The following is a 22662-nucleotide window of genomic DNA, read 5'->3' as shown; positions in this document are numbered from 1 at the left end:
GATGTGAACGCTCAGCTCAGAAGGTGAATCTGGCCCAAGTCGGCCGAATCCGTGCACTGTTGGGGTTGTTGACAGGTGTACGCGGGATCCCTAGGTTCCCCGATACACCCGATGTATCGATGATCCGTCAGGTCTGGAGGACGACGATGACCTCGCAGCCGGAAAACCGTTCACCGATGCCCCGCCGAGCCGTGCTCGGCACCGCCCTCGGCGGCGCCGCGGTCACGGCCCTGCCCACGACCGCCCGTGCGACTCCGGCGGAACCTGCCGACGCCGTGGCCGCCGCCGGGCGCCGCCCCTGGACACTCCGCGACACCATGACCACCGACGGCGCCTGGGACCGCTTCCTGCGCGGCCAGGACCTGCTGTGGAGCAGACTCCCCACCCTCTGGTACGAGGGTCCGTTCCTCGGCGACGGGCTGCTCGGCAGCATGATCTACCAGGAACCGGGCGCGAACCAGATCCGCTTCACCGTGCAGCACGGCCGGGTCCAGGACCACCGGCCGCAGTTCGGCAGCGGCTGGGGCACCGCCCGCCTCCCGGTCGGCCACCTCACCCTCCAACCGGTCGGCACCATCACCGCCGTCGACTGGCGCCTCAGCCTGTGGAACGCCGAACTCACCGGCACCGTCACCACCACCGCCGGCACCCTCACCCTCGCCGCCCTCATCCACGACGAGGTGCTCACCGTCCGCGCCACGGCCGCCGGCGGCGAACAGGTCAGCTGGACCTTCCACCCCGAGGAGGCCATCAGCCCCCGGAAGATCCAGGAGTCACCGCCCGCCGGATACACCGCCAACCCGCCCTGGACCACCCGGACCACGGCCGACGGCACCGAGCAGGTGCTCCAGCCCCTCACCGGCGGCGGACAGACGGCCACCTCCTACCGCCGCACCGGCGACGAACTGCTCCTGAGCGTCGGCCACAGCTTCCCCTCGGACACGGCCGCCGAGGCCGACTCCCGGCGGAACCTGCGAAGTGCCATGTCATACAGCACACTCAGACGGCGCCACACCCGCTGGTGGCACGCCTTCTACCGCAAGAGCTTCGTCTCCTTCCCCGACCAGCGCCTGCAGAGCTTCCACTGGATCCAGCTCTACAAGGTCGCCTCGGCCAGCCGCGCCGACGGCCCGGTCATGGCCACCCCCGGCCCCTGGCTGGAACCCACCCCCTGGCCCGCCGTCTGGTGGAACCTGAACGTCCAGCTCGAGTACTGGCTCATCCACGCCTTCAACCACCCGGAACTGGACTCCCTCGCCACCACCCTGCGCCAGAGCCAGGAGCAGCTCACCGCCAACGTCCCCGCCGCCTACCGGACGGACAGCTCCGGCATCGGCCGCAGCTCCGACATGTTCGCCAACCGTGAGGTGGGACAACCCGGGACAGGCGCCGAGACCGGCGACCTCACCTGGGCCCTGCACAACGTCTGGCTGTCGTACCGCCACTCCATGGACAAGTCGCTGCTCCGCGACACGATCTACCCGCTGCTGCGCCGCACGATCAACTACTACCGGCACTTCCTCACCCCGGGCAGCGACGGCAAACTGCACCTGCCGAGCACGCTCTCGCCCGAGTACCCGATCGTCCCGCCGCAGGACACCAACTACGACCTCGCCCTGATCCGCTGGGGCTGCCAGACCCTGCTCGACTCCGCCGAACTGCTCGGCATCGACGACGAGTTGAAGCCACGCTGGCAGGAGGTGCTGGCCCGGCTCACCCCGTACCCGGTCGACGGCAACGGCTTCATGATCGGCGCCGACACCCCGTACGCGCAGTCCCACCGCCACTACTCGCACCTGCTGATGGTGTACCCGCTGTACCTCGTCAACTGGGACCAGCCGGAGAACCGCGACCTGATCACCCGGTCCGTCGTCCACTGGCACGCGCTGACCGGCGCCCACCGCGGCTACAGCTACACCGGGGCCGCCTCGATGTACGCGATGACCGGCGACGGCGACACCGCCATCGGCTACCTGCGGAAGTTCTTCGACCCCAGCACCCGCTACCCCTGCAGGGCCAACACCCACTACACCGAGGCCGGTCCGGTCATCGAGACCCCGCTGTCCGCCTCGCAGTCCCTGCACGACATGTTCTGCCAGAGCTGGGGCGGGATCGTCCGCGTCTTCCCGGCCGTCCCGGCCGCCTGGGCGGACCTCACCCTGCACAACTTCCGTACCCAGGGCGCCTTCCTGGTCAGCGCGGTACGGAAGGCGGGCAGTACCCGGTTCATCCGGATCCGCAGCCTGGCCGGTGAGCCGCTGAAGCTCCGGCACGGCCTGACCGGCCGGCTCACCGTCCTGCTCGACGACGGCACCCCGGCCCGCACCCACGACCTCGGCGACGGCACCCTCGCCATCGACCTGCCCCGGGGCCGCGAGGTCCTCGTGCACTCCGGCTCCCGCCCCGACCTCGCCATCGCACCCGTCGCCGTCAGCGAACCGGGCGCGGCGTGGGGACTGCCGTAACCACCGACCGGAAGGCAGGGTTCTCATGGCTGTTCCACTCGGAAGAACCGTCGTCGCGGCGCTCTGCGCCGGGCTGGCGGCCGCCCTTCTCACCACCGCGCCCGCACGGGCCGGCCAGCCACAGTCGCACGACTGGACCGTGTCCGAAGCCGCACACGCACCGCGCGCCCGGATCTCCCTGGACGACACGACCGGCACACTGAGCCTCTCCGTCACCCGTGACGGCGCTACGGTCATCGAGCCGTCGCCCCTCGGCATCGTCACCGAACAGGCCGATCTGTCCCAGGGGTTGCGCTTCCTGCACCGCAAAAACCGTACGGTCGACGAGCGGTACCGGGCGAAGTCCGGCAAACGCCTGGACCGCAGGGTGCACATGGACGAGACCCGGCTGTCCTTCGCCACCGCCGCCGGCTCCCGCCTCGACCTCGTCGTCCGCGCCTCGGCCGACGGCATCGCCTACCGGTACGTACTGCCCACGGGACACGGCGACGTCCTCGGCGAGACCTCCGCCTTCAACCTCCCGGCGGACGCGGGAGCATGGCTGAGCACCTACCGGGTCGACAACGAGGGCCAGTTCAACCAGTACACGGCGGCCACCGCCCCCACCGCCGCGTACTCGGACCAGGCCCTCTTCTCGACAGCGGGCGGCTACACCCTGCTCGCCGAATCCGACCTCTCCGGCACCTACTCCGGCGCGCGGCTCGCCCACACCCAGGGCACCGGCACCTACCGCGTCCAGCTCGCCGACGACCGCGTCCACACCGACGGCCCCCTCACCACCCCCTGGCGGGCCATGATCACCGGCACTCTCGCCACCGTCACCCGGTCCACCTTCACCGACGACCTCGCCCCCGCCTCCGAAGTCGCCGACACCTCCTGGATCCGCCCGGGCACGGTGCTGTGGACCTGGCTGGCCGGCGGCCGCACGGCGGGCCAGAGCCTCACCGCCCAGAAGGCGTACGTCGACTACGCGGCCCAACACCACTGGCCCTACGAGGCGGTGGACTCCGGCTGGTACTTCAAGAAGGACGAGTGGGACGTCACCGACCCCGACTGGCAGACGAACAGCTGGATGCCCGAACTCGTCGACTACGCGCGCGCCAAGGGCGTCGGGATCATCGTCTGGATCCACCAGCGCGACCTCGACACCCCCGAGGAACGCGCCCAGTGGCTGCCCACGCTGGAACGCTGGGGCGTCAAGGGCGTGAAGATCGACTTCATGAACTCCGAGGCGCAGTCCATGTTCCAGTGGTACGACACCATCCTCGCGGAGACCGCCGCACACCACCTCATGGTCGACTTCCACGGCGCCACCCTGCCCAAGGGCATCCAGCGCACCTGGCCGCAGGTGATGAGCATGGAGGCCGTCGGCGGCGAGGAGAAGCGCACCAACACCGCCGCCCACCTCACCACCCTGCCCTTCACCCGCAACGTCATCGGCTCCATGGACTTCACCCCCGGCGGCTTCCAGCGCGTCGGCCTGCGCCCCAACTCCGACGCGGCCGAGGTCGGGCTCACCGTCGCCTACGAGTCGGGGCTGCAGATGTTCGCGGGCACCCCCGAGTCGTACGACGCCCGGCCGCTCGCCCGGGGCTTCCTCGACCAGGAGCCCGCCGCCTGGGACGACACCCGGCTGCTGGCGGGCAGCCCGGGCCAGGAAGCCGTCCTGGCCCGCCGCAGCGGGGACCGCTGGTTCCTGGGCGGGGTGTACGCGGGCGCCGCCCGCACGGCCACGGTGCCGCTGACCCTCGGCCACGGACGGTGGCTGGTGGAGACCGTCCGGGACGGCACCGACGGCCTCGTCCAGGACCGCCAAGTCCTCGACGGCGGCGACGAGTTCACCGTCGACGTCGTCGCCAACGGCGGCTTCGCCGGGATCGCCTGCCGCTGGCACCCGGGCATCACCACCTGCTACCGCTGAACGCGGGCGCCGTCGCCGGGGACCGCCGCGGTCCCCGGCAACGGGCCGGCACGGAGGAGGAGTTCATCGCCGAAAGGCGTGGTGGCCGACGCGGGGTGACGGCTGCGGTCAGCGGCGTGCGGTGCGGGCGTCGCGGCGGGCGGCCAGCAGCACCTTGAGGGTGCCCGGCAGGGACGGGGACGCCGAGCCGCGCAGCACCCCGGGGCCGCGCGCGAGCACCGCCTCGGCGGTGAGCAGCTCGATCTCGATCAGGGCGCCGACCATCGGCCGGCCGGCGGCCGGGACCAGGCCGAGGAGGTCACGGGCCGCCCGCAGGTCGGCCCGGGCGGCCTCGGCCTCGTGCTCCACGAGCGACCGGACGGCGGGGGTAGCGTGGCCCGCCGCGAGGTCCTCCTCCGTGACCGAGAAGCGCTTGAGGGTCTCCGCCGGGATGCCCGGCCGCCCCTCCCGCAGGTCCTCGGCGAGGTCGTTGACGAAGTCCAGCCGCTGGCTGCCGTCGATGAAGGTGCGGCACCCGGCGTGGAACGCGCCGTCGGGGTCGGTCTCGGGGCCGATCAGCGCCGCGACCAGGAGGAAGGCCGGAAGCGAGTAGGCGTCCAGGTAGGCCTGGTAGTCGGCCTCGGTGGCGAACCCGGTGAACTCCAGGTCGACGGTGGCGGTGGCCATGAACGACTCCACGAGCCCCCGGTGCCGGGGGTGCGCGGCGACCGTGTGCAGCAGGGTGCGGAGCAGGGGATCGTCGGTCGTCCCCGTCTCCAGGGCCGTGCGCACCCGCTGTTCCCAGGCGGTCCAGGCCGCCGCCCGCTGCGGCTTCGGGCCGGTGTCCAGGAGGTCGTCGCCGTGGTGCATCAGGGCCGTGGCGCCCAGGACATGGGGCAGCACCGCCGGTGGCAGCAGCATCCGGCAGGCCAGGTAGGCGCTGCGGCGGTACTGCCGCACCACGCGTCGCTGGGTGCTGAAGTCCCGGCGCAGCTCCGGCTCCCGGACACCGGCCGCGGTCAGGCTCTGGTTCCACGTACTCACGGGATGATCGTAGAGGTACGCGGAACCACGAGCCCGACCGCGGCGGGGCCTCAGGTGAGGGACTTGAGGAACTCGACGAGCACCGCGTTCACTTCGTCGGGCCGTTCCTGCTGGGTCCAGTGTCCGCAGCCCGCCAGTTCGAGGGGCTCGCGCACCAGGTTCGGCATCAGCCGGGGCAGCTGCGCGATGAGTTCGGGGGTGCCGGGGAACGCCGGGACCACGTCGCGGTCGCCGTAGACGTACAGCGCGGGCGGGGTGACGATCGCGTCCTGCCAGGGAGCGGTCAGTTCCCAGTTGCGATCGAGATTGCGGTACCAGTTGAGCGCCCCGGTGAAGCCCTGGGAGAAGCTCTCGGTGAGGGCGTCCAGGTCCGCCTCGGTGAGCCACTCGGGCAGTTTCTCGGGGTCCGGCATGTCCGCGAGCCAGCCGCGCTCGGGGTCGACGAGCGGCTGCGCGATCTCGCCGCTGCCGTCGCCGGCCGCCATGGTGAGGAACTTCCGCAGCGTGGTGCGGGTGTCACGGGCGAACTCGGCGTCCGCGACGCCCGGGAGGTTGAAGTAGTTCCAGTAGAAGTGGCCGCCGAACAGCTTGTTCATGGCCTGCAGCGGCGGCTCCGCCCCCCGGAACGGCGGCGGCACGCTCAGCCCGGCCACCCCGCGCACCAGGTCGGGCCGGAACAGCGCGGTGTGCCAGGCGACCGGAGCACCCCAGTCGTGCCCGACGACGAACGCCTGCTCCTCGCCCAACTCCCGGATCAGCCCGACGACATCGCCGACCAGGTGGAAGATGCTGTACGCGTCGACATCCTCCGGGTGGTCGCTGCTGCCGTACCCGCGCTGGTCGGGTGCGACCACGTGGTAGCCGGCCGCGGCCAGCGGGCCGAACTGGTGCTGCCAGGAGTGCCAGGATTCGGGGAAGCCGTGCAGCAGCACGACCAGCGGGCCGGAGCCCTCCTCGGCGATGTGCAGCCGGATTCCGTTCACGTCGATCGTTCGATGCTGGACCATGTGCACGAGCGTACGCGCAATGATCTTCGGCCAGCGGGTCCGGCTCCGGCAGGGGGGGTGGATCAGGACACATCGGCGCACCGGGTCGATCGACCGGAATCGATCGGCGTGAGCGAGCGGTGCGTCCGGATTCATATGTTGGACAGGGCGGTGGGCGCGGCCGGACGCTGGAGGGGAGCCGCCGGTGAGAGGCGCGCCGCCGTTCCCGTCCCGAAGGGACCGTCATGTCGATCAGGGAAGCCGTCCGCCCCGTCCTGCGTGAGGCACGCGCGACCGTGCTGCCCGACCCGGCGGACCGCCACGGCCCGCTGCCCCCGGTGATGCTCGCCCTCACCGTGGTCACCGGCCTGGTGGACGCCTTCAGCTACCTGGCACTGGGCCATGTCTTCGTCGCCAACATGACCGGCAACGTGGTCTTCTCCGGCTTCGCGCTCGCGGGCGCCGCGGGCTTCTCCCTGGTCGCCTCGCTGGCCGCGCTGGCCGCCTTCGGGGCGGGCGCCCTCCTCGGCGGCCGCATCGCCCACCGGGCCCGGGCCCACCGCGGCCGCGTCCTGCACCGGGCGCTCGTGCTGGAGACGCTGCTGGTCCTGGCCGGCTACGCCGTCGCCCGGTTCGCAGGGCCCCTGGACACGGCCGGCTCCCGGTACTCGCTGATCGCCCTCCTCGGCCTCGCCCTGGGCGTCCAGAACGCGACCGCCCGCGCGCTCGCCGTACCCGACCTGACCACGACCGTCCTGACCCTGACCATCACCGGCATGGCCGCGGACAGCAGGGCCGCCGGCGGGCCCGGCGGCCGGAGCGGCCGCCGGGCCCTGTCGGTGCTGGCGATGTTCGCCGGGGCCCTGGCCGGGGCCTTCGCCGTCCTGCACGGCCGGCCGTCCCTGCCCCTGCTGCTGGCCGGCCTGCTGCTCGCGGTCTGCACGCTCGACGCGTTCACCCTGACCCGGTCCGACGCGGGCTGGACCGATCCGGTCTGACGGACCCGGCCCGACGGCGGGCCTGGTCCGACGGTGGCCCCGGTCCGACGGTGGCCCCGGCGCGGGCTACTTCCGGCCGGCGATGGACGCCCGGGTCGGCCTCCCCAGGGCCCAGAAGACCACGCCGAGCAGCATGAACCCGACGAGCGGGACCAGCTCCGTCAGCAGGTACTTCACCCGCTCGTCGTGGTGCCAGCCGTCGGGCCGGTACGCGGCGCCGAACCAGTGGTCACCGGCCCCCGGGGCGATCAGCTGCACGCTGGCGAAGACGATCAGCAGCGTGAGCACCGTGCTGATGGCCCACGCGAACGGGGCCCGGTAGGGGCGGGGCGTGTGCGGGAACTTCCGGCGCAGGAACGGCAGCGCCGGGAAGATGCCCAGGTAGCTGATGAGGGTGGTGGAGATGGCGAGCCCGAGGACCGCGCCGAACAGCTTGGCCGCACTGCCGTTGGTCAGCTCGTGGGCCAGGATCAGCACGCCGGTGGAGACCAGGCCGCTCAGGATGTTCACCCGCACCGGGGTGCCGAACCGGCTGGAGATCACGCCCAGGAAGCGGGGCGCGGCGCCGTCGTAGCCGGAGACGGCCAGGGCGCGGTCGGAGCCCATGATCCAGGTGACGCCGGAGGACAGCACCGTGAGGATGAACATGATCGCGGCCAGATCCCCGAGCACCGAGCCGAACCCGCTGAGCGTGGCCGTGCCGTCGGCGGCGACATGGCCGCCGTACACCGTGAAGACCTGCCGGATCGCGTCGACGAAGCCGCCGAGGCCGGTGATCGCCTTGACCGGCAGGACGAGCAGGATGCCGAGGATCGGCAGCGCGTACAGCAGGACCGAGAGCACGGCACTGCGGAAGATGCCGTACGGCACGTCCTTCTGCGGGTCGGTCATCTCGTCGCCGGCCGTGTTGGGCAGCTCGAAACCGACGTAGTTGAACATCAGGACGGGCACCAGACTGACGAATCCGGCGTACGTCGGCGAGAAGTCGCCGATCCCGAAGCCGTGCAGGCCGTGCTGGACGCCGTAGACCACGACCGTGACCGTGAACAGGCCGAGCAGCAGGAAGCGGCTCCAGGCGCCGATGGTCGGGATCCACTTGCCGACGTCGAAGGAGAGGATCGCCGCGAGCACGCCCACCCAGACGAAGACGACGGTGAAGACGTAGAAGGCGGGGGCGCTCAGATCCTTCCCGTCGTTGAAGAAGGTCGTGTACGCGGTCACCGCGGAGACGGCGAGGGTGCCGCCCAGCCACACCGGGTTGGTGATCCAGTACAGGAAGTTGTTGACGGCGCCCGCCAGCCGCCCGAAGGCCCGGCTGGTCCACATGTAGGGCCCGCCCTCGTCGGGGAACGCGGCCCCGAGCTCGGCGATCAGCAGCGCGGACGGCACGAAGAACACGACGGCGAGCACGATCAGCCAGGTGAACGCCTCGGCACCGTACGAGGCCACGGTGCCGATGGTGTCCACGCCGACGATGGTGCACAGCAGGAAGAACAGGATGTCGAAGCGGCCGAAGTGCTTGCGCAGCTTCCGCCGCTCGGTCTCGGCCGCGGCAGTCGTGTCGACCGGATCGGGAGCGATGGGGCCAGCGGTCACCGGGACCTCCAGCGGACTCGGGGTACGGGCGGGATCCGGCCATGGTCCACTCCGAAAGCACAAGCACACAAGCGCTCGGCCCAAGTCGTGACCATCGCCCCCGCACTCACAGCCGCCGGAAACCCCGGAGAAACATGGGGGGGCGTGGTCCGCAGGAGGGAGACTGGTCCTGACCGGTGCTTGACGGGTTCCACGGTGAGGAGGATGCCGTGAACGCGGTCATGGAGAGTGTGCGGATACCCGCCACGGGTGTGCTGCTCGAAGCCGACGTGGCCGTGCCCGAGGCGGCGAGGGGCGTGGTGCTCTTCGCGCACGGAAGCGGCAGCAGCCGGCACAGCCCCCGCAACCGCTTCGTCGCCGCCGAGCTGCGCGCGGCCGGGATCGGCACCGTGCTCGCCGACCTGCTCACCGGGGAGGAGGAGGCCGCCGACGCGGTCACCGGGAGGCTCCGCTTCGACATCGGCCTGCTCGCCGGGCGGCTGACCGGCCTCGCCGACTGGCTGGAGGGCTACGGACCCGCCGCGGGCCTCGGGCACGGGCTGTTCGGCGCGAGCACGGGCGCCGCGGCCGCCCTCGTCACCGCGGCGGCGTGCCCGGACACGGTCCGCGCGGTCGTCAGCCGGGGCGGACGGCCGGACCTGGCCGAGGGCGCGCTGCCGTCGGTCCGCCCGCCGACGCTGCTCATCGTCGGCGGCGCGGACCAGGAGGTGCTGCGGCTCAACCGGGCGGCGCTGCGGCAGCTCCCGGGCGAGACCCGGCTCGAAGTGGTCCCCGGCGCGACCCATCTGTTCGAGGAGCCCGGTGCCCTGGAGCGCGTGGCCCACCTCGCCGCCGACTGGTTCACCCGCCATCTGCCGAGGTGACGCCGTGCCCCGCTCGTCGCCCCCGACCTCCCGGCCCGCACGACGGCCACCGAGCGCCTCGCCCGCGCCGACCCGTCTGGGGGTGGCCGAGAGCGGGATCCTGTACGGCGGGGGCATCAACCGCCTGGACGCGTGACGGTCCGTGCGGCTACGAGCATGACCAGCACGGACGCCAGTGCGATCACGGCGCCGGTGTACAGCGGGGCCGTGTAGCCGAGTCCCGCGCTGATGGCCAGGCCGCCGAGCCAGGCGCCGAGGGCGTTGCCGACGTTGGACGCGGACACGTTGGCGCTCGCGGCCAGCGCCGCCCCGTGGGCGGCGTCGGTCACCCGGGTGATCATGCCGGGGACGGCGGCGAAACCCGTCACCCCCATCAGGAACACCAGGATCACCGACGCCACGGCGTCGGCGGCGAGCAGACCGAACACGGCCAGGGTGACGGTCAGTCCGAGCAGCGCGAGGACCAGGGTGCGGTCCCGGTCGTGGTCGGCGGCCCGCCCGCCGACGAGGTTCCCGACGACCAGACCCGTGCCGTACACCATCAGCAGCCAGGCCACGTCCGCCGAGGCGAACCCGCCGACCTCGGTGAAGGTGTAGGCGAGGTAGCTGAACGCGCCGAACATCCCGCCGTAGCCGAGCGCGGTGGCCGCGAGGGTCAGCCAGACCTGCGCGGACCGGAACGCGCGGAACTGGTCCCGCAGGCCGGTGGGCGCCCCGTTCCCGGTCCCGGTCCCCGCCCGGCCGGGGACGAGGGCGAGGATGCCGGCCAGCGCCAGCACCCCGATCGCGGTGACGGCCCAGAACGCCGCCCGCCATCCCCAGCGCTCGCCCACGAAGGCACCGAACGGTACGCCCAGCACGTTCGCGAGCGTCAGCCCGGCGAACACGACCGCCACCGCACGGGACTTGCGCTCGGGCGCGACCAGGTCGCGGGCGACGAGCGAGCCGATCCCGAAGAACGAGCCGTGGCACAGGGCGGCGACGATCCGCCCGAGCAGCATCACCGCGTAAGTGGGCGCGATCGCGGACAACAGGTTGCCGACGACGAACAGCACCACCAGACCGGCCAGCACCCGCTTGCGCGGCAGCCGCGCCGTCGCCGCGGTGAGCGCGATCGCGCCGACGGCGACACTCAGCGCGTACCCCGAGATCAGCCGGCCCGCCGTCGCCCCGGACACCGAGAAGCTCGACGCCACCTGCGGCAGCAGCCCGGCGATCAGGAACTCCGTCAGCCCGATGCCGAACCCGCCCAGCGCCAGCGCCACCAGACCACCCGGCACGCGCGGAGCCGCCGCCCGCTCCGCCCGCCCGTCCGCCCGCACCCGCCGGTCCTCGACCCCGAATCCACCCATGGACCGACCCTCACCGCCGTCCGCCGCTCCGTCCATGGACAAAGATCCGCGGGCCTTGGACGAATCAACGACAACCGACACCGGATGACGCGCCGTAGGGCCAACCCCCCGGTGTGACCACCGGAATGCCGGATGGTGACGGCCGGCCCGATCCACAAGGCTGAGCGGTGTCGCGACCACGCGCAGACAAGGAGAACCGCCTTGCTCACCCGCCGCTCCGCCGTGCTGTCGGCCGTCGCCGCCGTCGCCCTGTCCGCCGTCTCCGCCCGCACCGCGTCGGCCACCCCGCGCACATCCGGACGGGTCCGGCTGACCCTGCCCGCGCCCGGCGGACCGCACCCCGTGGGCACGGTCTCCCTGCGCCTGGTCGACACCGCACGGGCCGATCCCTGGGTCCCGGCGCGGCCGTACCGGGAACTGATGATCAGCGTCCGCTACCCGGCACGAGCCGTCGGCGGCCGTCCGAGGGCACCGCAGATGCTCCCCGGGGAGGCCGCCGGCTTCGCCGCCGTCAACAACCTTGCCCATGTGCCCGCCGACCGGGTCGACTGGTCGGCGACCCGCACCCACGCCCACCAGGGCGCCCCCGCCGACCGGGACCACGGCCCCTACCCGGTCGTCTGCTACTCGCCGGGGGCCGGTGACCCGCGCTCCCTCGGCACCACCCTCTGCGACGACCTCGCCTCCCGCGGCTATGTCGTGGTGGCCCTCGACCACACCTACGACGCCACGGCCGTCCAGTTCCCCGGCGGTCACGTCGAACGCACCGTCCTGCCCGCCGAGTTCGACAAGGCCTCCCCGGACCAGGACCGCGTCACCGCGCTCCTGAGGAAGACCGTGGCCGTCCGGGTGGCCGACACCCGCTTCCTCCTCGACGCCCTGCCCGCTGCCCTGCCCCGGGAGCTGCGCGGCCTGCCGGACTGGGACCGGCTCGGCATGTTCGGCCACTCGGCCGGCGGCTTCACCGCCCTCCAGGCCATGCACGACGACCCGCGCATCGCGGCCGGGGCCAACTTCGACGGCGTGCTCGCCTACGTCCAGGAGGACGGCGACCGGGGCAACCTCTCCACCGTCGCCGCCGAGGGCCTCGACCGGCCCTTCCTGCTGGTCGGCAAGGACGGCAACGACCTCTCCACGGTGCCCTCCTGGAACGCCCTGTGGCGGCACAGCAGCGGCCCGCGCGAAGGGCTGAGCCTGCGCGGCGCGGAACACGCGACCTACACCGACGTGGAGGCGATGCTCCCGCAGATCGCCCACCGGCTCCGGCTGCCGAGGAAGACGGTCGTCGAGAACATCGGCACCATCGCCCCCGCGGACGCGATCACCACCGAACGGGCCTGCCTCGCCGCGTTCTTCGACCACCGGCTGCGCGGCCGCGAGGACACCGGTCCGGGTCTGCCGGGGGACCGTTCGCGGGCCCGGTCCTTCTCCGGCTGAGGAGCCGCGGCGAGAGGTCAGGCCGGGAGCCAGGACAGGCCGTCCGCGGCGACCGCCAGCCGCCCGGACTCCCCGGACGGCGCGTCCGGGGCGTCCGGCGGAGCGCCGTACAGGGCCTGTTCCTGGAGGTCGTTGCCGGTGCGGAAGGTGTCGGTGACCACCCGGGTGGTCAGGAGCGGGTTCGCACGGTCGTCGGCGGCCGCCAACCGGCCCACCGCGTCCTCCAGTTCGGCCGTCGCGGTGCTCCACCGGGCGCCGAGCCCGCCCGTGGCCGGCAACCCGGTGTCACCCGAGGCCGCGCCCCCGGCGAGCTCGGCGAAGGCGGCGGCCTCGTCCACCTCCACCCGGGTGATCTTCTTCGCCGACCAGAAGTACGAGTCCTCGTTGCGCTCCATGTCGTAGAAGGCGATGAGGAAGTCGTAGAACACGCCGTACTCCCGGCGGTAGCGCGCCTCGAACTCGGCGAAGCCGCGCTCCTCCGCGACACTGCCGTCCAGGGCCGAGTTCACCGCCCGGGCCGCCAACAGGGCGCCGTACGTGGCCAGATGGACCCCCGAGGAGAGCACCGGGTCCACGAAGCACGCGGCGTCGCCGACCAGCGCCAGGCCCGGGGTCCACAGGGTCGTCTTCCAGTACGAGTAGTCCTTGCGCACCCGGACCCGGTCGTACGGCGGCTCGGTCGCGACCGGTACGTCCGTCAGCAGCCGGTCGACCTCCGGGCAGGCCTTGATCATGTCCTGCCAGGCGGTCCGCGGATCGTTCTGGACGGCCGGGTAGTGCTCCGGCGCGATCACCGCACCGACGCTGGTCAGGTCGTCGCGCAGCGGGATGTACCAGAGCCAGCCGGCGTCGAACGCGGCGCAGAAGATGTTGCCGCTGTTCGGCGCGGGGAGGCGGCGGCCGCCCGCGTAGTAGCCGAACACGGCGAGATTGCGGAAGAAGTCGGAGTAGACGCGCGCCCCGCCCACCCGGCCGTGGATCCGGCTGGTGTTGCCGGACGCGTCGAGGACGAACCGGGCGTGCGCCGTGCGCGGATTCCCGTCCCGGTCGGTGTACTCGACACCGCGCACCCGCTCGCCCTTGGCGAGCACCCGGCGCACCGGGCTGCCCTCCCGGACCTCGACGCCGACGCGTTCCGCGTTGCGCAGCAGGATCTCGTCGAACCGGGACCGCTCCACCTGGAAGGCGGTCGCGGTCGGCTCCGGCAGCCGGGGCGTCATGGCGAAGGAGAACTGCCAGGGCTCCGGGTCACGGCCCCAGCGCAGGGTGCCGCCGCGCTTCAGGGTGAATCCGGCCCGGGCGACCTCGTCGGCGACCCCCAGCAGACGGCACACGCCGTGCACCGTGGCGGGCAGCAGCGACTCGCCGATCTGGTAACGGGGGAAGGTCTCCCGCTCCAGCAGCAGCACCCGGTGCCCGCGCAGGGCCACGGCCGTCGCGGCGGTCGAGCCGGCCGGCCCGCCGCCGACGACGATCAGGTCGTAGTCCGAGTCCGGGTCCGAGTCCCAGTCCGAGGTCATCCGGGTTCTCTCCTTCTGGTGGGCCTGCGCGGTCGGTCGGTCAGTCGGTGAGTGGGCGAGTCGGTCAGCCGTTGAGCCGTTGAGCCGTTGAGCCGTTGAGCCGTTCAGTCGTTCAGCCGGGCGCGGATCGCCGCGGCCGTGCCCTCGGCGTCCTGCTGGAGCAGCGAGTAGTGGTCGCCGGGGAGGTCGGCGCCGTCGTGCGGCAGTGGCCAGTGCGGCCGCCAGTCCCCGTCGGGATCGATCCGCAGCATGTCGGCGGTGGGCCGGCCGCGCAGCAACAGGGTGGGAACCGGGGACGGTTGGGGCCGCCAGCTCTCCATCACGCGCGCATACCCGCCTCCGGCGATGAGGAGGGAGTCGTCGAGGCCGTCGACCACTTCGGCGGCGAGCGCGGCGCCCGCGGCCATCAGGGCCTGTCCGCGCGCGTCGCCCCGGCGCAGCACCCCCGCGTGGGATTCGATCAGGATCACCCCGGCCGGCGGCTGCCCCTCCCGCGCCAGTTGCCGGGCCACGGCATGGGCGATGGCCCCGCCCGCGCAGTAACCGACGAGCACGGGCGGCCGCTCCACGGGCAGCGACCGCACGGTGTCGGCATGCGCCCGCACCAGCGTGGCCACGCTGTCGGGAACGGCCCGGCGGGTGCCGAACCCGGGATGCTCCAGCAGATGGAGATCGCGCTCGCCGTCGAACCGCCGGGCCAGCGCGGTGGGCAGCCGCAGGTGCGGGGTCAGGTAGTCCGGGAGGTACACCAGCGCAGTGCCGTCGCCGTGGGCGAGTTGGAGGGGCGGGACGGTGTGGCGGGCGCGCTCGCCGTCGGAGAAGACCGGGAGCGCGTACGACGCCAGGAACCGCAACGCCATCGCCTCCGCCGGTCCCCGCTCCCGCAGCACCCGGTGGTAGAGGGGACTGAACCGGTAGGGGGCGGAAGAGAGCCGGGGTGCCGCGTCGGCCGATGGCCCCGGCTCTGGCGTCGGCTCGGCCGGGATCTCGCGGGCGCCTTCCGCATGTGGGGCATCCGTCCCGGTCTTCGTCTCCGCCCCTGTCCCCGCGCCCGCGTCCAGCAGCGCCGCGTGGACGTGTGCCGTCAGTTCGGGCAGCGTGGGGTACTCCAGGACGACGGTCGGGGACAGTCGTACCCGCGTGAACGCGCCGAGCCGGTTGCGGATCTGCACGGCGGACAGGGAGTCGAAACCGAGTTCCGTGAAGGACCGCTCGCCGGGCAGCGCGGCCGGGTCCGGGTAGCCCAGGACCGCCGCGATCTCGGCGCGGATCAACTCGCCCAGGAGAGAGCGGCGTTCGGGCGGTGGAACGGCAGCGAGCCGGTCGCGCCAGGCGCCGGGTCGCTGCTCGGCGGCAGCGACCGGCGGCGCCGCTTCGCCCGCGGCCGGGCTCGGGGGCAGCAGGTCGGCGAGGACGGGCGGCGCGTCCGCGCCGGTCGCGGCCCGCAGATCCAGCGGCACCGGGACCAGCACCGGGTCCGGTGTGCGCAGCGCGGTGTCCAGAAGGCCGATGCCCTCCCGTTCGCCGACGGGCAGCACACCGCCCTCGCGCAGGCTCCCGGGCGCGACCCGGCCCGCCATCCCCGCCGCGTCCGCCGTCGCCCACGGCCCCCACGCCAGCGCCTGCGCGGGCAGCCCGTGCGCCACCCGGTGCCGGGCGAGGGCGTCCAGGAACCCGTTGGCGGCCGCGTAGTTCGACTGTCCGGGCCTGCCGAGCACCCCCGCCGCCGAGGAGTAGAGCACGAACGCGGACAGAACGAGGCCCTTCGTCGCCTCGTGCAGATGCCAGGCGCCGTCCGCCTTCGGCGCCAGCACGGCCGCGAGCCGATCGGGCGTCATGGCGTCCACCACCCCGTCGTCCACCACCCCGGCCAGGTGGAAGACCCCGCTGAGCCCCGGCCCGCAGGACGCCACCAGGGCGTCCACGGCGGTCCGGTCGCTCACATCGCACGCCACCACCCGTACGTCGGCGGGCAGTTCGCCCGCCCACTCCGGGACCTTGCCGCTGCGGCCGGCCAGCACCAGCCGCCGCACCCCGCGTTCGACGGCCAGATAGCGGGCCAGACTCGCCCCGAGCGCGCCGCCGCCTCCGGTGACGAGCACGGTCCCGTCCAGGGCCGGTTCGGCCGTCCCGTCGGCCGGTGGATCGGCGAGCGTCAGCCGGGGTGCCAGGACGGCCCCGTCGCGCAGGGCCAGTTCCGGCTCGCCGGACCGCAGCGCCGCCGCCAGGACCGCCGGGTCGACCGGCGCGTCCCGCCGGTCGACCAGCACGATCCGCCCGGGATGCTCGGAGGACGCGCTGCGGACCAGTCCGGCGACGGCGGCCTCCGCGAGATCGGGATCGTCGCCGCTCGCGTTGCCGGTGAGCACCAGCAGCCGGCCCGGCCGCGCGTCGGCGGTCCAGTCGCGTACCCGCTCCAGCACCGCGGAGAGCAGCCCGCGCACCCGCTCGGGCACGGTGGCGTCCGACGGCAGCCCGGCGGCCAGCCGCGCCACGTCGAGCAGTTCGTGCTCGGTGCTCACGGCGGCGTCCGGCCTCACGGGTCGCCAGGCCAGGCGGTACGTCTCCGCGGACGGCCGTGTCGAGATCGCCCGGGTGACCACCGACTCCACCACGGCCAGGGGCCGCCCGGCACCGTCGGAGAGGGCGACCCGGAACTCGTCCGGACCGAGCCGTCGTACGACCGCCCGCGCGGCGGAGGCACCGCTCGCGTACACCGTCACACCGGAACAGGTGAGCGGCGCCCTGGGCGCACCGGGCTCCTCGGCCAGCAGCGCGGCGTGCAGCGCCGCGTCGAACAGGGCGGGGTGCAGGGTGTACGACCCCGCGGTCGCCGCTTCCCCCGGCGGCAGCGCCAGTTCGGCGAAGACCTCCTCGCCCCGCCGCCACAGCGCGGTCACCGCGCGGAAGGCGGGCCCGTAGCGGTGGCCGTGGGCGGCGAGGCGCGGGTAGTCGACGGCGACCGGCCGCGCGTCCGGCGGCGGCCAGGTCCCGGGCGGGTCGCCGACCGGTGCGTCGGCCGGTGTGGTCGTTGCTGACGGTGGCTCGGGCGGCGCGGTCGTTGCCGACGGTGCGTCGGTCGGTGTGGTCGTCGCCGCCGGTGTCTCGGGCGGCGCGGTCGTCGCCGTGGCGTGCCGGGTCCATCGGCCCGGCGCGTCGGCCCGCCGGGCCCACATGGTGACCGGCCGACCGCCCGTCTCGTCCGGCTTCCCGGTCACCACCTGCACGCGCGCCCCGGCCCCCGGATGCAGCACGAGCGGTTCGTGGAGGGCCAGTTCGGCCAGCCGTACCGGGCCGGGGGAGCCGTCGGCCTGACCGGCCCGCCCGGCCTGCCCGGCTCGCACGGCGAGTTCGGCGAAGACGGTCGCGGGCACCACCGCCCGGTCGCCGATCAGGTGGTCGGCCAGCCAGGGATGGCGGTCGAGGGAGAGGACGGCGGTGTGCCGGATCCCGGGCCCGTCCGCGTCGGGCACCGGCTCGCCCAGCAGGGGGTGGCCGGAGCGTTCCGTCGGCCGGCCGGCGTCGAGCCAGTACCGCTGCCGCTGGAAGGGGTAGGTCGGCAGCGGACGTCGGCGGGCACCCGTGTGCGCGTACACCGACCGCCAGTCGACCGAGATCCCGTGCACATGGAGGGCGGCCAGCGCCTCCACCGTCGTACCCGCGTCCCCGCACGACGGGAACACCGCATTCGCGTCCTGTCCCACGCACTCCTCGGCGGTCACCCCCGACGAGGGCGCGGGACCGGCCTCGACGAAGGCCGTGACGCCCTCCTCGGCCAGCGCGCCCACCGCACCCGCGAACCGGACCGTCTCGCGCGCCTGCCGCACCCAGTGACCGGCGGTGGCGAGCGCGTCCGACGCGATCCCGCCGGTCAGCGTGGACACGACCGGAACGGACGGCCGGCGGTAGGCCACCGACTCGGCGACCGCGCGGAAGTCGGCCAGCATCGGATCCAGCAGCGGCGAGTGGAAGGCATGGCTCACCGGCAGCCGCCGGTACGGCCGTCCGACGGCGGTCGCCAGCTCCGTCACCGCCTCCTCGGGCCCGGAGAGTACGACCGACTCCGGTCCGTTGACCGCGGCGACCGCGACCGTCCGGCCGGGAACCCCGTCGAGCAGCCGCGTCACGTCGGCCAGCGGGGCGCGGACCGCGAGCATCGCGCCCCCGGCGGGCAGGGCCGCCATCAACCGGCCGCGCGCGGCGACCAGCCGTACGGCGTCGGCGCGGGAGAACACCCCGGCCACATGGGCGGCGGCCAGTTCGCCGATCGAGTGGCCGAGCAGGTACTGCGGACGGACCCCGAGGTCGGCGAGCAGCGTGTGCAGGGCCACCGCGTGGGCGAAGAGCGCGGGTTGCGCGTAGTCGGTGCGGTGCAGCAGTTCGGGGTCGTCGAGGACCTCAAGGAGCGGGCGGTCGAGCCACGGGGTGAACTCCTCGCACAGACCGGTGAAGGCCGCGTCGAACACCGGGAAGGCCGCCCGCAGTTCCCGGCCCATCCCGGGGCGCTGGGCTCCCTGGCCCGGGAAGAGGAACGCCACCTTCGGACGCGGATGCGCGACGCCCCGCAGCAGCGCCGGACCGTCCACACCGGCCGCCAGGTCCCGCAACCCCGCGAGCAGCCCCTCGGCATCCGCGGCCACGACGGCCGCCCGGTGCGACAGCGGTGCCCGGGTCGTCGCGAGCGAGTACGCGGCGTCCAGGGTGCCCGTCCCGTCCGCGGTGCCGGTCAGCGCCGCCGCCAGCCTCGCGGCCTGTGCGCGCAGCCCGGCCTCGCCACTGCCGCCCACAAGCCAAGGGGTGACCGGCAGCGGCGCCGCCGGCGCCGAGGGGCGCTCCGGTGCCTGGTCCGTCGGCTCCTCGATGATCACGTGGGCGTTGGTGCCGCCGATACCGAACGACGAGACCGCCGCGCGGCGCGGGCGGTCCCGGCGCGGCCACGGGCGGGCCCGGTCGAGCAGCCGTACCGCGCCGTCCGCCCAGTCGACGTGCGGCGACGGCCGTTCCGCGTAGCGGGAGGCGGGCAGCTCCTCGTGGCGCATCGCCTCGATCAGCTTGATGAGGCCCGCGGCCCCCGCCGCGGCCTGGGTGTGTCCGAGGTTGGACTTCACCGAGCCCAGCCACAGCGGGTCGGACGGATCGCGGTGCCGCCCGTACGTCGCGAGCAGCGCGCCCGCCTCGATCGGGTCGCCGAGCGCGGTTCCCGTGCCGTGCCCCTCGACCGCGTCCACGTCGGAGGGCCCGAGCCCCGCGTCGGCCAGCGCCAGCCGGATCAGGTCCCGCTGCGCCTCGCCGTTCGGGGCGGTCAGACCGTTCGACGCGCCGTCCGAGTTGACGGCGGAGCCGCGCAGCACGGCCAGCACCGGATGGCCGTGGCGGCGGGCGTGGGACAGCCGCTCCAGCAGCACCAGACCGACGCCCTCGGCCCAGGCGGTGCCGTCCGCGCCCGCGGCGAACGACCGGCAGCGGCCGTCCGGCGACAGCCCGCGCAGTCGGCTGAACACCACGAACGGATGCGGGTTCGACAGCACCGTCACCCCGCCGGCCAGCGCGAGCGAACACTCCCCGGCGCGCAGCGACCGGGCGGCCAGGTCCAGCGCGACCAGCGACGACGAGCACGCGGTGTCCAGGGTCATGGCCGGACCGCGCAGCCCCAGGACGTAGGCGATCCGGCCGGACGCCAGACTGGCGGACGAGCCGACACCGAGGTGGGACTCCAGCTCGTGCGGCGAGAGTCCGCGGGCGTACCCGCCGGCGTGCATCAGGCCCACGAACACGCCGGTGGCGGTGCCCCGCAGCTCCGGCGCCGGAATGCCCGCCCGTTCGAAGGTCTCCCAGGCGACCTCCAGGAGCAGCCGCTGCTGGGGATCCGTGGCCAGCGCCTCGCGGGGCGACATGCCGAAGAACAGCGGGTCGAAGTCCGCCACGTCGTCGAGGAAGCCACCGCGGCGGGTGTACGTCGTCCCGAGCCTGTCGGGGTCGGGGTGGTGCAGGGACGCCAGGTCCCAGCCCCGGTCGGCGGGGAACTCGGCGGTCGCGTCGACTCCGTTGGCCACCAGGCGCCAGAGATCCTCGGGCGAGCTCACCCCGCCGGGGAAACGGCAGCCGACAGCCACGATCGCCACCGGGTCGTCGCTCTCCGGGGCACGCCGGACGGCGGTTGCGGCGGTTACGGCGATTGCGGTGGTGGCCGGTGCGGAGTCGGCCGTGCCGTGCAGTCGGTGGTCCAGGTGGGCGGCGACCGAGGCCGGGGTCGGGTGGTCCCACACCAGCGTCGCCGGGAGTCGCAGTCCGGTGCGGGTTCCCAGCCGGTGCCACAGGGTCATGGCGTCCATCGAGGTCAGACCGAGATCGGCGAACGCGGTGCCGGGGTCGGCGGCCGTCCCGCGGATCGCCGCCGTCTCCGTGCACACCAGGTCGGTGAGGGCGGCCCGTCGCTCGCCCGGGGTCCGGCCGGCCAGTGCGGTCAGGACCGGTTCGACCGGGCGGTCGGCGAGGGACCGGCGCAGCAGGGCCCGGCGCGGTTTGCCCGCGGCGGTGCGCGGCACGGCCGGGGTGAACAGCACCTCCTCGGGCACCTTGGGCGCGGAGAGCACGGCGGCGCAGGCGCGCAGCAGCGGCACCGGATCGAGGTCCGGCTGCTCCGGCACCACGAAGGCCACCGGCACCTCACCGAGCAGCGGATGGGCCCGCCCCACCACCGCCGCGTCCCGCACCCCGGACAGGCCCAGCAACACCCTTTCGACCTCGGCCGGGTCGACGTTCTCACCGCCGCGCACGATACGGTCGTTCACGCGGCCGGTGACCGTCAGCCGGCCGTCCTCGTCGAACCGGCCCAGGTCACCCGTGCGGTACCAGCCGTCACGCAGGGCATCGGCGGTCTCCCCGGGCCGACGGTGATACCCCAGCATGACCCCGGGACCACGTACCCAGATCTCACCGACCCGTCCTGCGGCGTCGCCGCCTGCGAAGTCCACGTCCGTGGGGTTCCGGCCGTTGGAGTCCACGTTCGAGGAGCCACTGTCCGTAGCGGCCCAGCCACTGGAGTCCACGTCCGCAGCGTGCACATCCGTGGAGTCACCGTCCGCAGCGTCCCGGCCGGTGGAGTCACCGTCCGCAGCCTCCTGGCCGGTGAAGCCACCGCCCGCACCGTCCCCGCCCGTGGCGTCCACGTTCGCGGAACCACCGCCCGCGGCATCCCCGTCCGTGGAGTCCTCGCTCGCGGTGTCCTCGCCTGCGGTGCCGACCTCGACGAGCCGTACCTCCATGCCCGGCAACGGCAGCCCGCTGTCGCCGTGCCCGCGCGGACCGTCGAGGCCCTCCATGGCGATCTTGCCGCAGGTTTCGGTGGAGCCGTAGCCGTCCAGTAGCGGGGCGCCGAGGCGGGTTTCGACCTCCTCTCGCAGCTCGGGGTCGCTGGGCGCGCCGGCGGTGACGCACAGCCGCAGGGAGGGTACGCGGCGCAGCCCGGTGTCGAGCAACTGCCGGTAGGTGAGCGGGACCCCGGCGAGGACGGTGGGCGCGTACGCGGCGGTCAGCCGTGCCAGGGCGGCCGGATCGGCGGTCGCGGTGATGCGGGCGCTCGCTCCGGCCATGGTGGTGCCCAGGACGCAGAGCGAGTGGGCGTAGGTGTGGGACAGCGGCAGTGGCCACAGCACGCGGTCGGCGTCCGACAGCCCGAGCCGGGGCAGGTAGCAGGCGGCCGGGGACCAGAGCGCGGACCGCTGGCTGGAGATCGCCGCCCGGCTGGAGCCGGAGGTCCCGGAGGTGTAGAGGAGCCAGGCCGGCTCGTCCAGGCCCAGGTCGTCGGGTGGGGCGGACGACGGTGCCACGGCCAGCGCCTCCCAGGAGGCGGCCCCGGGCGGCAGCGGGCCCGCGCCGGTGACCAGCAACCGCACCGGCCGGTCGGCGGTCAGCCGGGCGACCCGTGCGAGATGGCGCCGGTCGGTGACGAGCACGGCCGGATCGCAGTCGGCCAGCAGCCCGGCGAGCTCGGCATCGGTGGCGCGGGAGCTCAACGGCACCCCCACCGCGCCGGCCCGTACCGTGGCGAGCAGCCCCTCGGCCAGCTCCACGCCGTTGTCCAGGCAGAAGGCCACCCGAGTCGACCGGCCCGCTCCCATCCCGGCCGCCAACCGGCCGGTCCTGCGCTCCAGTTCGGCCCAGCTCAGCGCCCGCAGGTCATCGGCGAACGCGATCTTCCCGCCCCGCCGCGCGGAGTTCTCGACGAGCAGTTCCGCGACAGGCCGCACGGTCGGCGTCTCCGCCACTCCCACCGGATTCCCCCTTGGTCCAACACCCCTGAGATAAGGGCCTGTTGGCGAGCGTACGTCCCGATGTGGGCATTTCAGGGGGAGCGACTCGCGGTGCGTGGCGAACCGGCCACCGAGCGGATCGCCCGGACGACGCCCCCGCCGGCGGCCACGGTGCGTCACCGGCGGCATCCCGGACGGCCCGGACCCCGCCCGGCAATCCGCCCGAGGGGGTTGCAGCGTCCGCCCGAC

11 protein-coding genes are annotated in these 22662 nt (G+C 73.8%); 5 read left to right on the top strand and 6 right to left on the bottom strand.

Annotated elements, in window-relative coordinates; all coding sequences use genetic code 11:
- The first annotated feature begins 146 nt into the window (after nucleotides 1-146).
- Together ACGFZS_RS41655 and ACGFZS_RS41650 are read left to right on the top strand one after the other, a co-directional pair.
- Nucleotides 147-2465 (top strand): Tat pathway signal sequence domain protein, encoded by a 2319-nt coding sequence (locus ACGFZS_RS41655; protein ID WP_393799524.1) that lies wholly within the window; start codon nucleotides 147-149, stop codon nucleotides 2463-2465.
- 25 nt (nucleotides 2466-2490) lie between these two features.
- On the top strand, nucleotides 2491-4386 hold the full coding sequence (locus tag ACGFZS_RS41650; RefSeq protein WP_393799523.1) for a glycoside hydrolase family 97 catalytic domain-containing protein: 1896 nt from the start codon (nucleotides 2491-2493) through the stop codon (nucleotides 4384-4386).
- Between the two features lie 108 nt (nucleotides 4387-4494).
- Here ACGFZS_RS41650 and ACGFZS_RS41645 read toward each other — a convergent pair whose 3' ends face one another.
- Complete coding sequence (locus ACGFZS_RS41645) at nucleotides 4495-5409, bottom strand: squalene/phytoene synthase family protein (RefSeq protein ID WP_393799522.1); 915 nt, start codon at nucleotides 5407-5409, stop codon at nucleotides 4495-4497.
- Nucleotides 5410-5459: 50 nt separating this feature from the next.
- Nucleotides 5460-6416: an alpha/beta fold hydrolase gene (locus ACGFZS_RS41640; protein WP_393799521.1), complete on the bottom strand. Its 957-nt coding sequence runs from the start codon at nucleotides 6414-6416 to the stop codon at nucleotides 5460-5462.
- Nucleotides 6417-6640: 224 nt separating this feature from the next.
- On the opposite strand from ACGFZS_RS41640, the gene ACGFZS_RS41635 reads away from it, so the two are divergent.
- Nucleotides 6641-7393, top strand: a complete 753-nt coding sequence (locus ACGFZS_RS41635) for a YoaK family protein (RefSeq protein WP_393799520.1) — start codon at nucleotides 6641-6643, stop codon at nucleotides 7391-7393.
- A gap of 66 nt (nucleotides 7394-7459) precedes the next feature.
- Here the strand turns inward: ACGFZS_RS41635 and ACGFZS_RS41630 are convergent, their stop codons facing one another.
- Nucleotides 7460-8989, bottom strand: a complete 1530-nt coding sequence (locus tag ACGFZS_RS41630; RefSeq protein WP_393799519.1) for an APC family permease — start codon at nucleotides 8987-8989, stop codon at nucleotides 7460-7462.
- Nucleotides 8990-9210: 221 nt separating this feature from the next.
- On the opposite strand from ACGFZS_RS41630, the gene ACGFZS_RS41625 reads away from it, so the two are divergent.
- Nucleotides 9211-9852: a dienelactone hydrolase family protein gene (locus ACGFZS_RS41625; RefSeq protein ID WP_393799562.1), complete on the top strand. Its 642-nt coding sequence runs from the start codon at nucleotides 9211-9213 to the stop codon at nucleotides 9850-9852.
- Between the two features lie 116 nt (nucleotides 9853-9968).
- Here ACGFZS_RS41625 and ACGFZS_RS41620 read toward each other — a convergent pair whose 3' ends face one another.
- Nucleotides 9969-11132: an MFS transporter gene (locus tag ACGFZS_RS41620; protein WP_393799561.1), complete on the bottom strand. Its 1164-nt coding sequence runs from the start codon at nucleotides 11130-11132 to the stop codon at nucleotides 9969-9971.
- 273 nt (nucleotides 11133-11405) lie between these two features.
- Between ACGFZS_RS41620 and ACGFZS_RS41615 the strand changes: the two genes are divergently transcribed.
- A complete protein-coding gene (locus ACGFZS_RS41615; protein ID WP_393799518.1) occupies nucleotides 11406-12641 on the top strand; it encodes an alpha/beta hydrolase family protein in 1236 nt (411 codons plus the stop codon).
- Between the two features lie 17 nt (nucleotides 12642-12658).
- Here the strand turns inward: ACGFZS_RS41615 and ACGFZS_RS41610 are convergent, their stop codons facing one another.
- Nucleotides 12659-14161, bottom strand: a complete 1503-nt coding sequence (locus ACGFZS_RS41610) for a tryptophan 7-halogenase (protein WP_393799517.1) — start codon at nucleotides 14159-14161, stop codon at nucleotides 12659-12661.
- A gap of 104 nt (nucleotides 14162-14265) precedes the next feature.
- Nucleotides 14266-22410, bottom strand: a complete 8145-nt coding sequence (locus ACGFZS_RS41605) for an SDR family NAD(P)-dependent oxidoreductase (protein WP_393799516.1) — start codon at nucleotides 22408-22410, stop codon at nucleotides 14266-14268.
- Nucleotides 22411-22662: the final 252 nt, after the last annotated feature.

Source organism: Streptomyces sp. NPDC048288 (assembly GCF_043201555.1).
Classification (GTDB): domain Bacteria; phylum Actinomycetota; class Actinomycetes; order Streptomycetales; family Streptomycetaceae; genus Streptomyces.
Note: the sequence above shows the minus strand (reverse complement) of the source record. Positions and strands in the feature narration are given on the sequence as shown.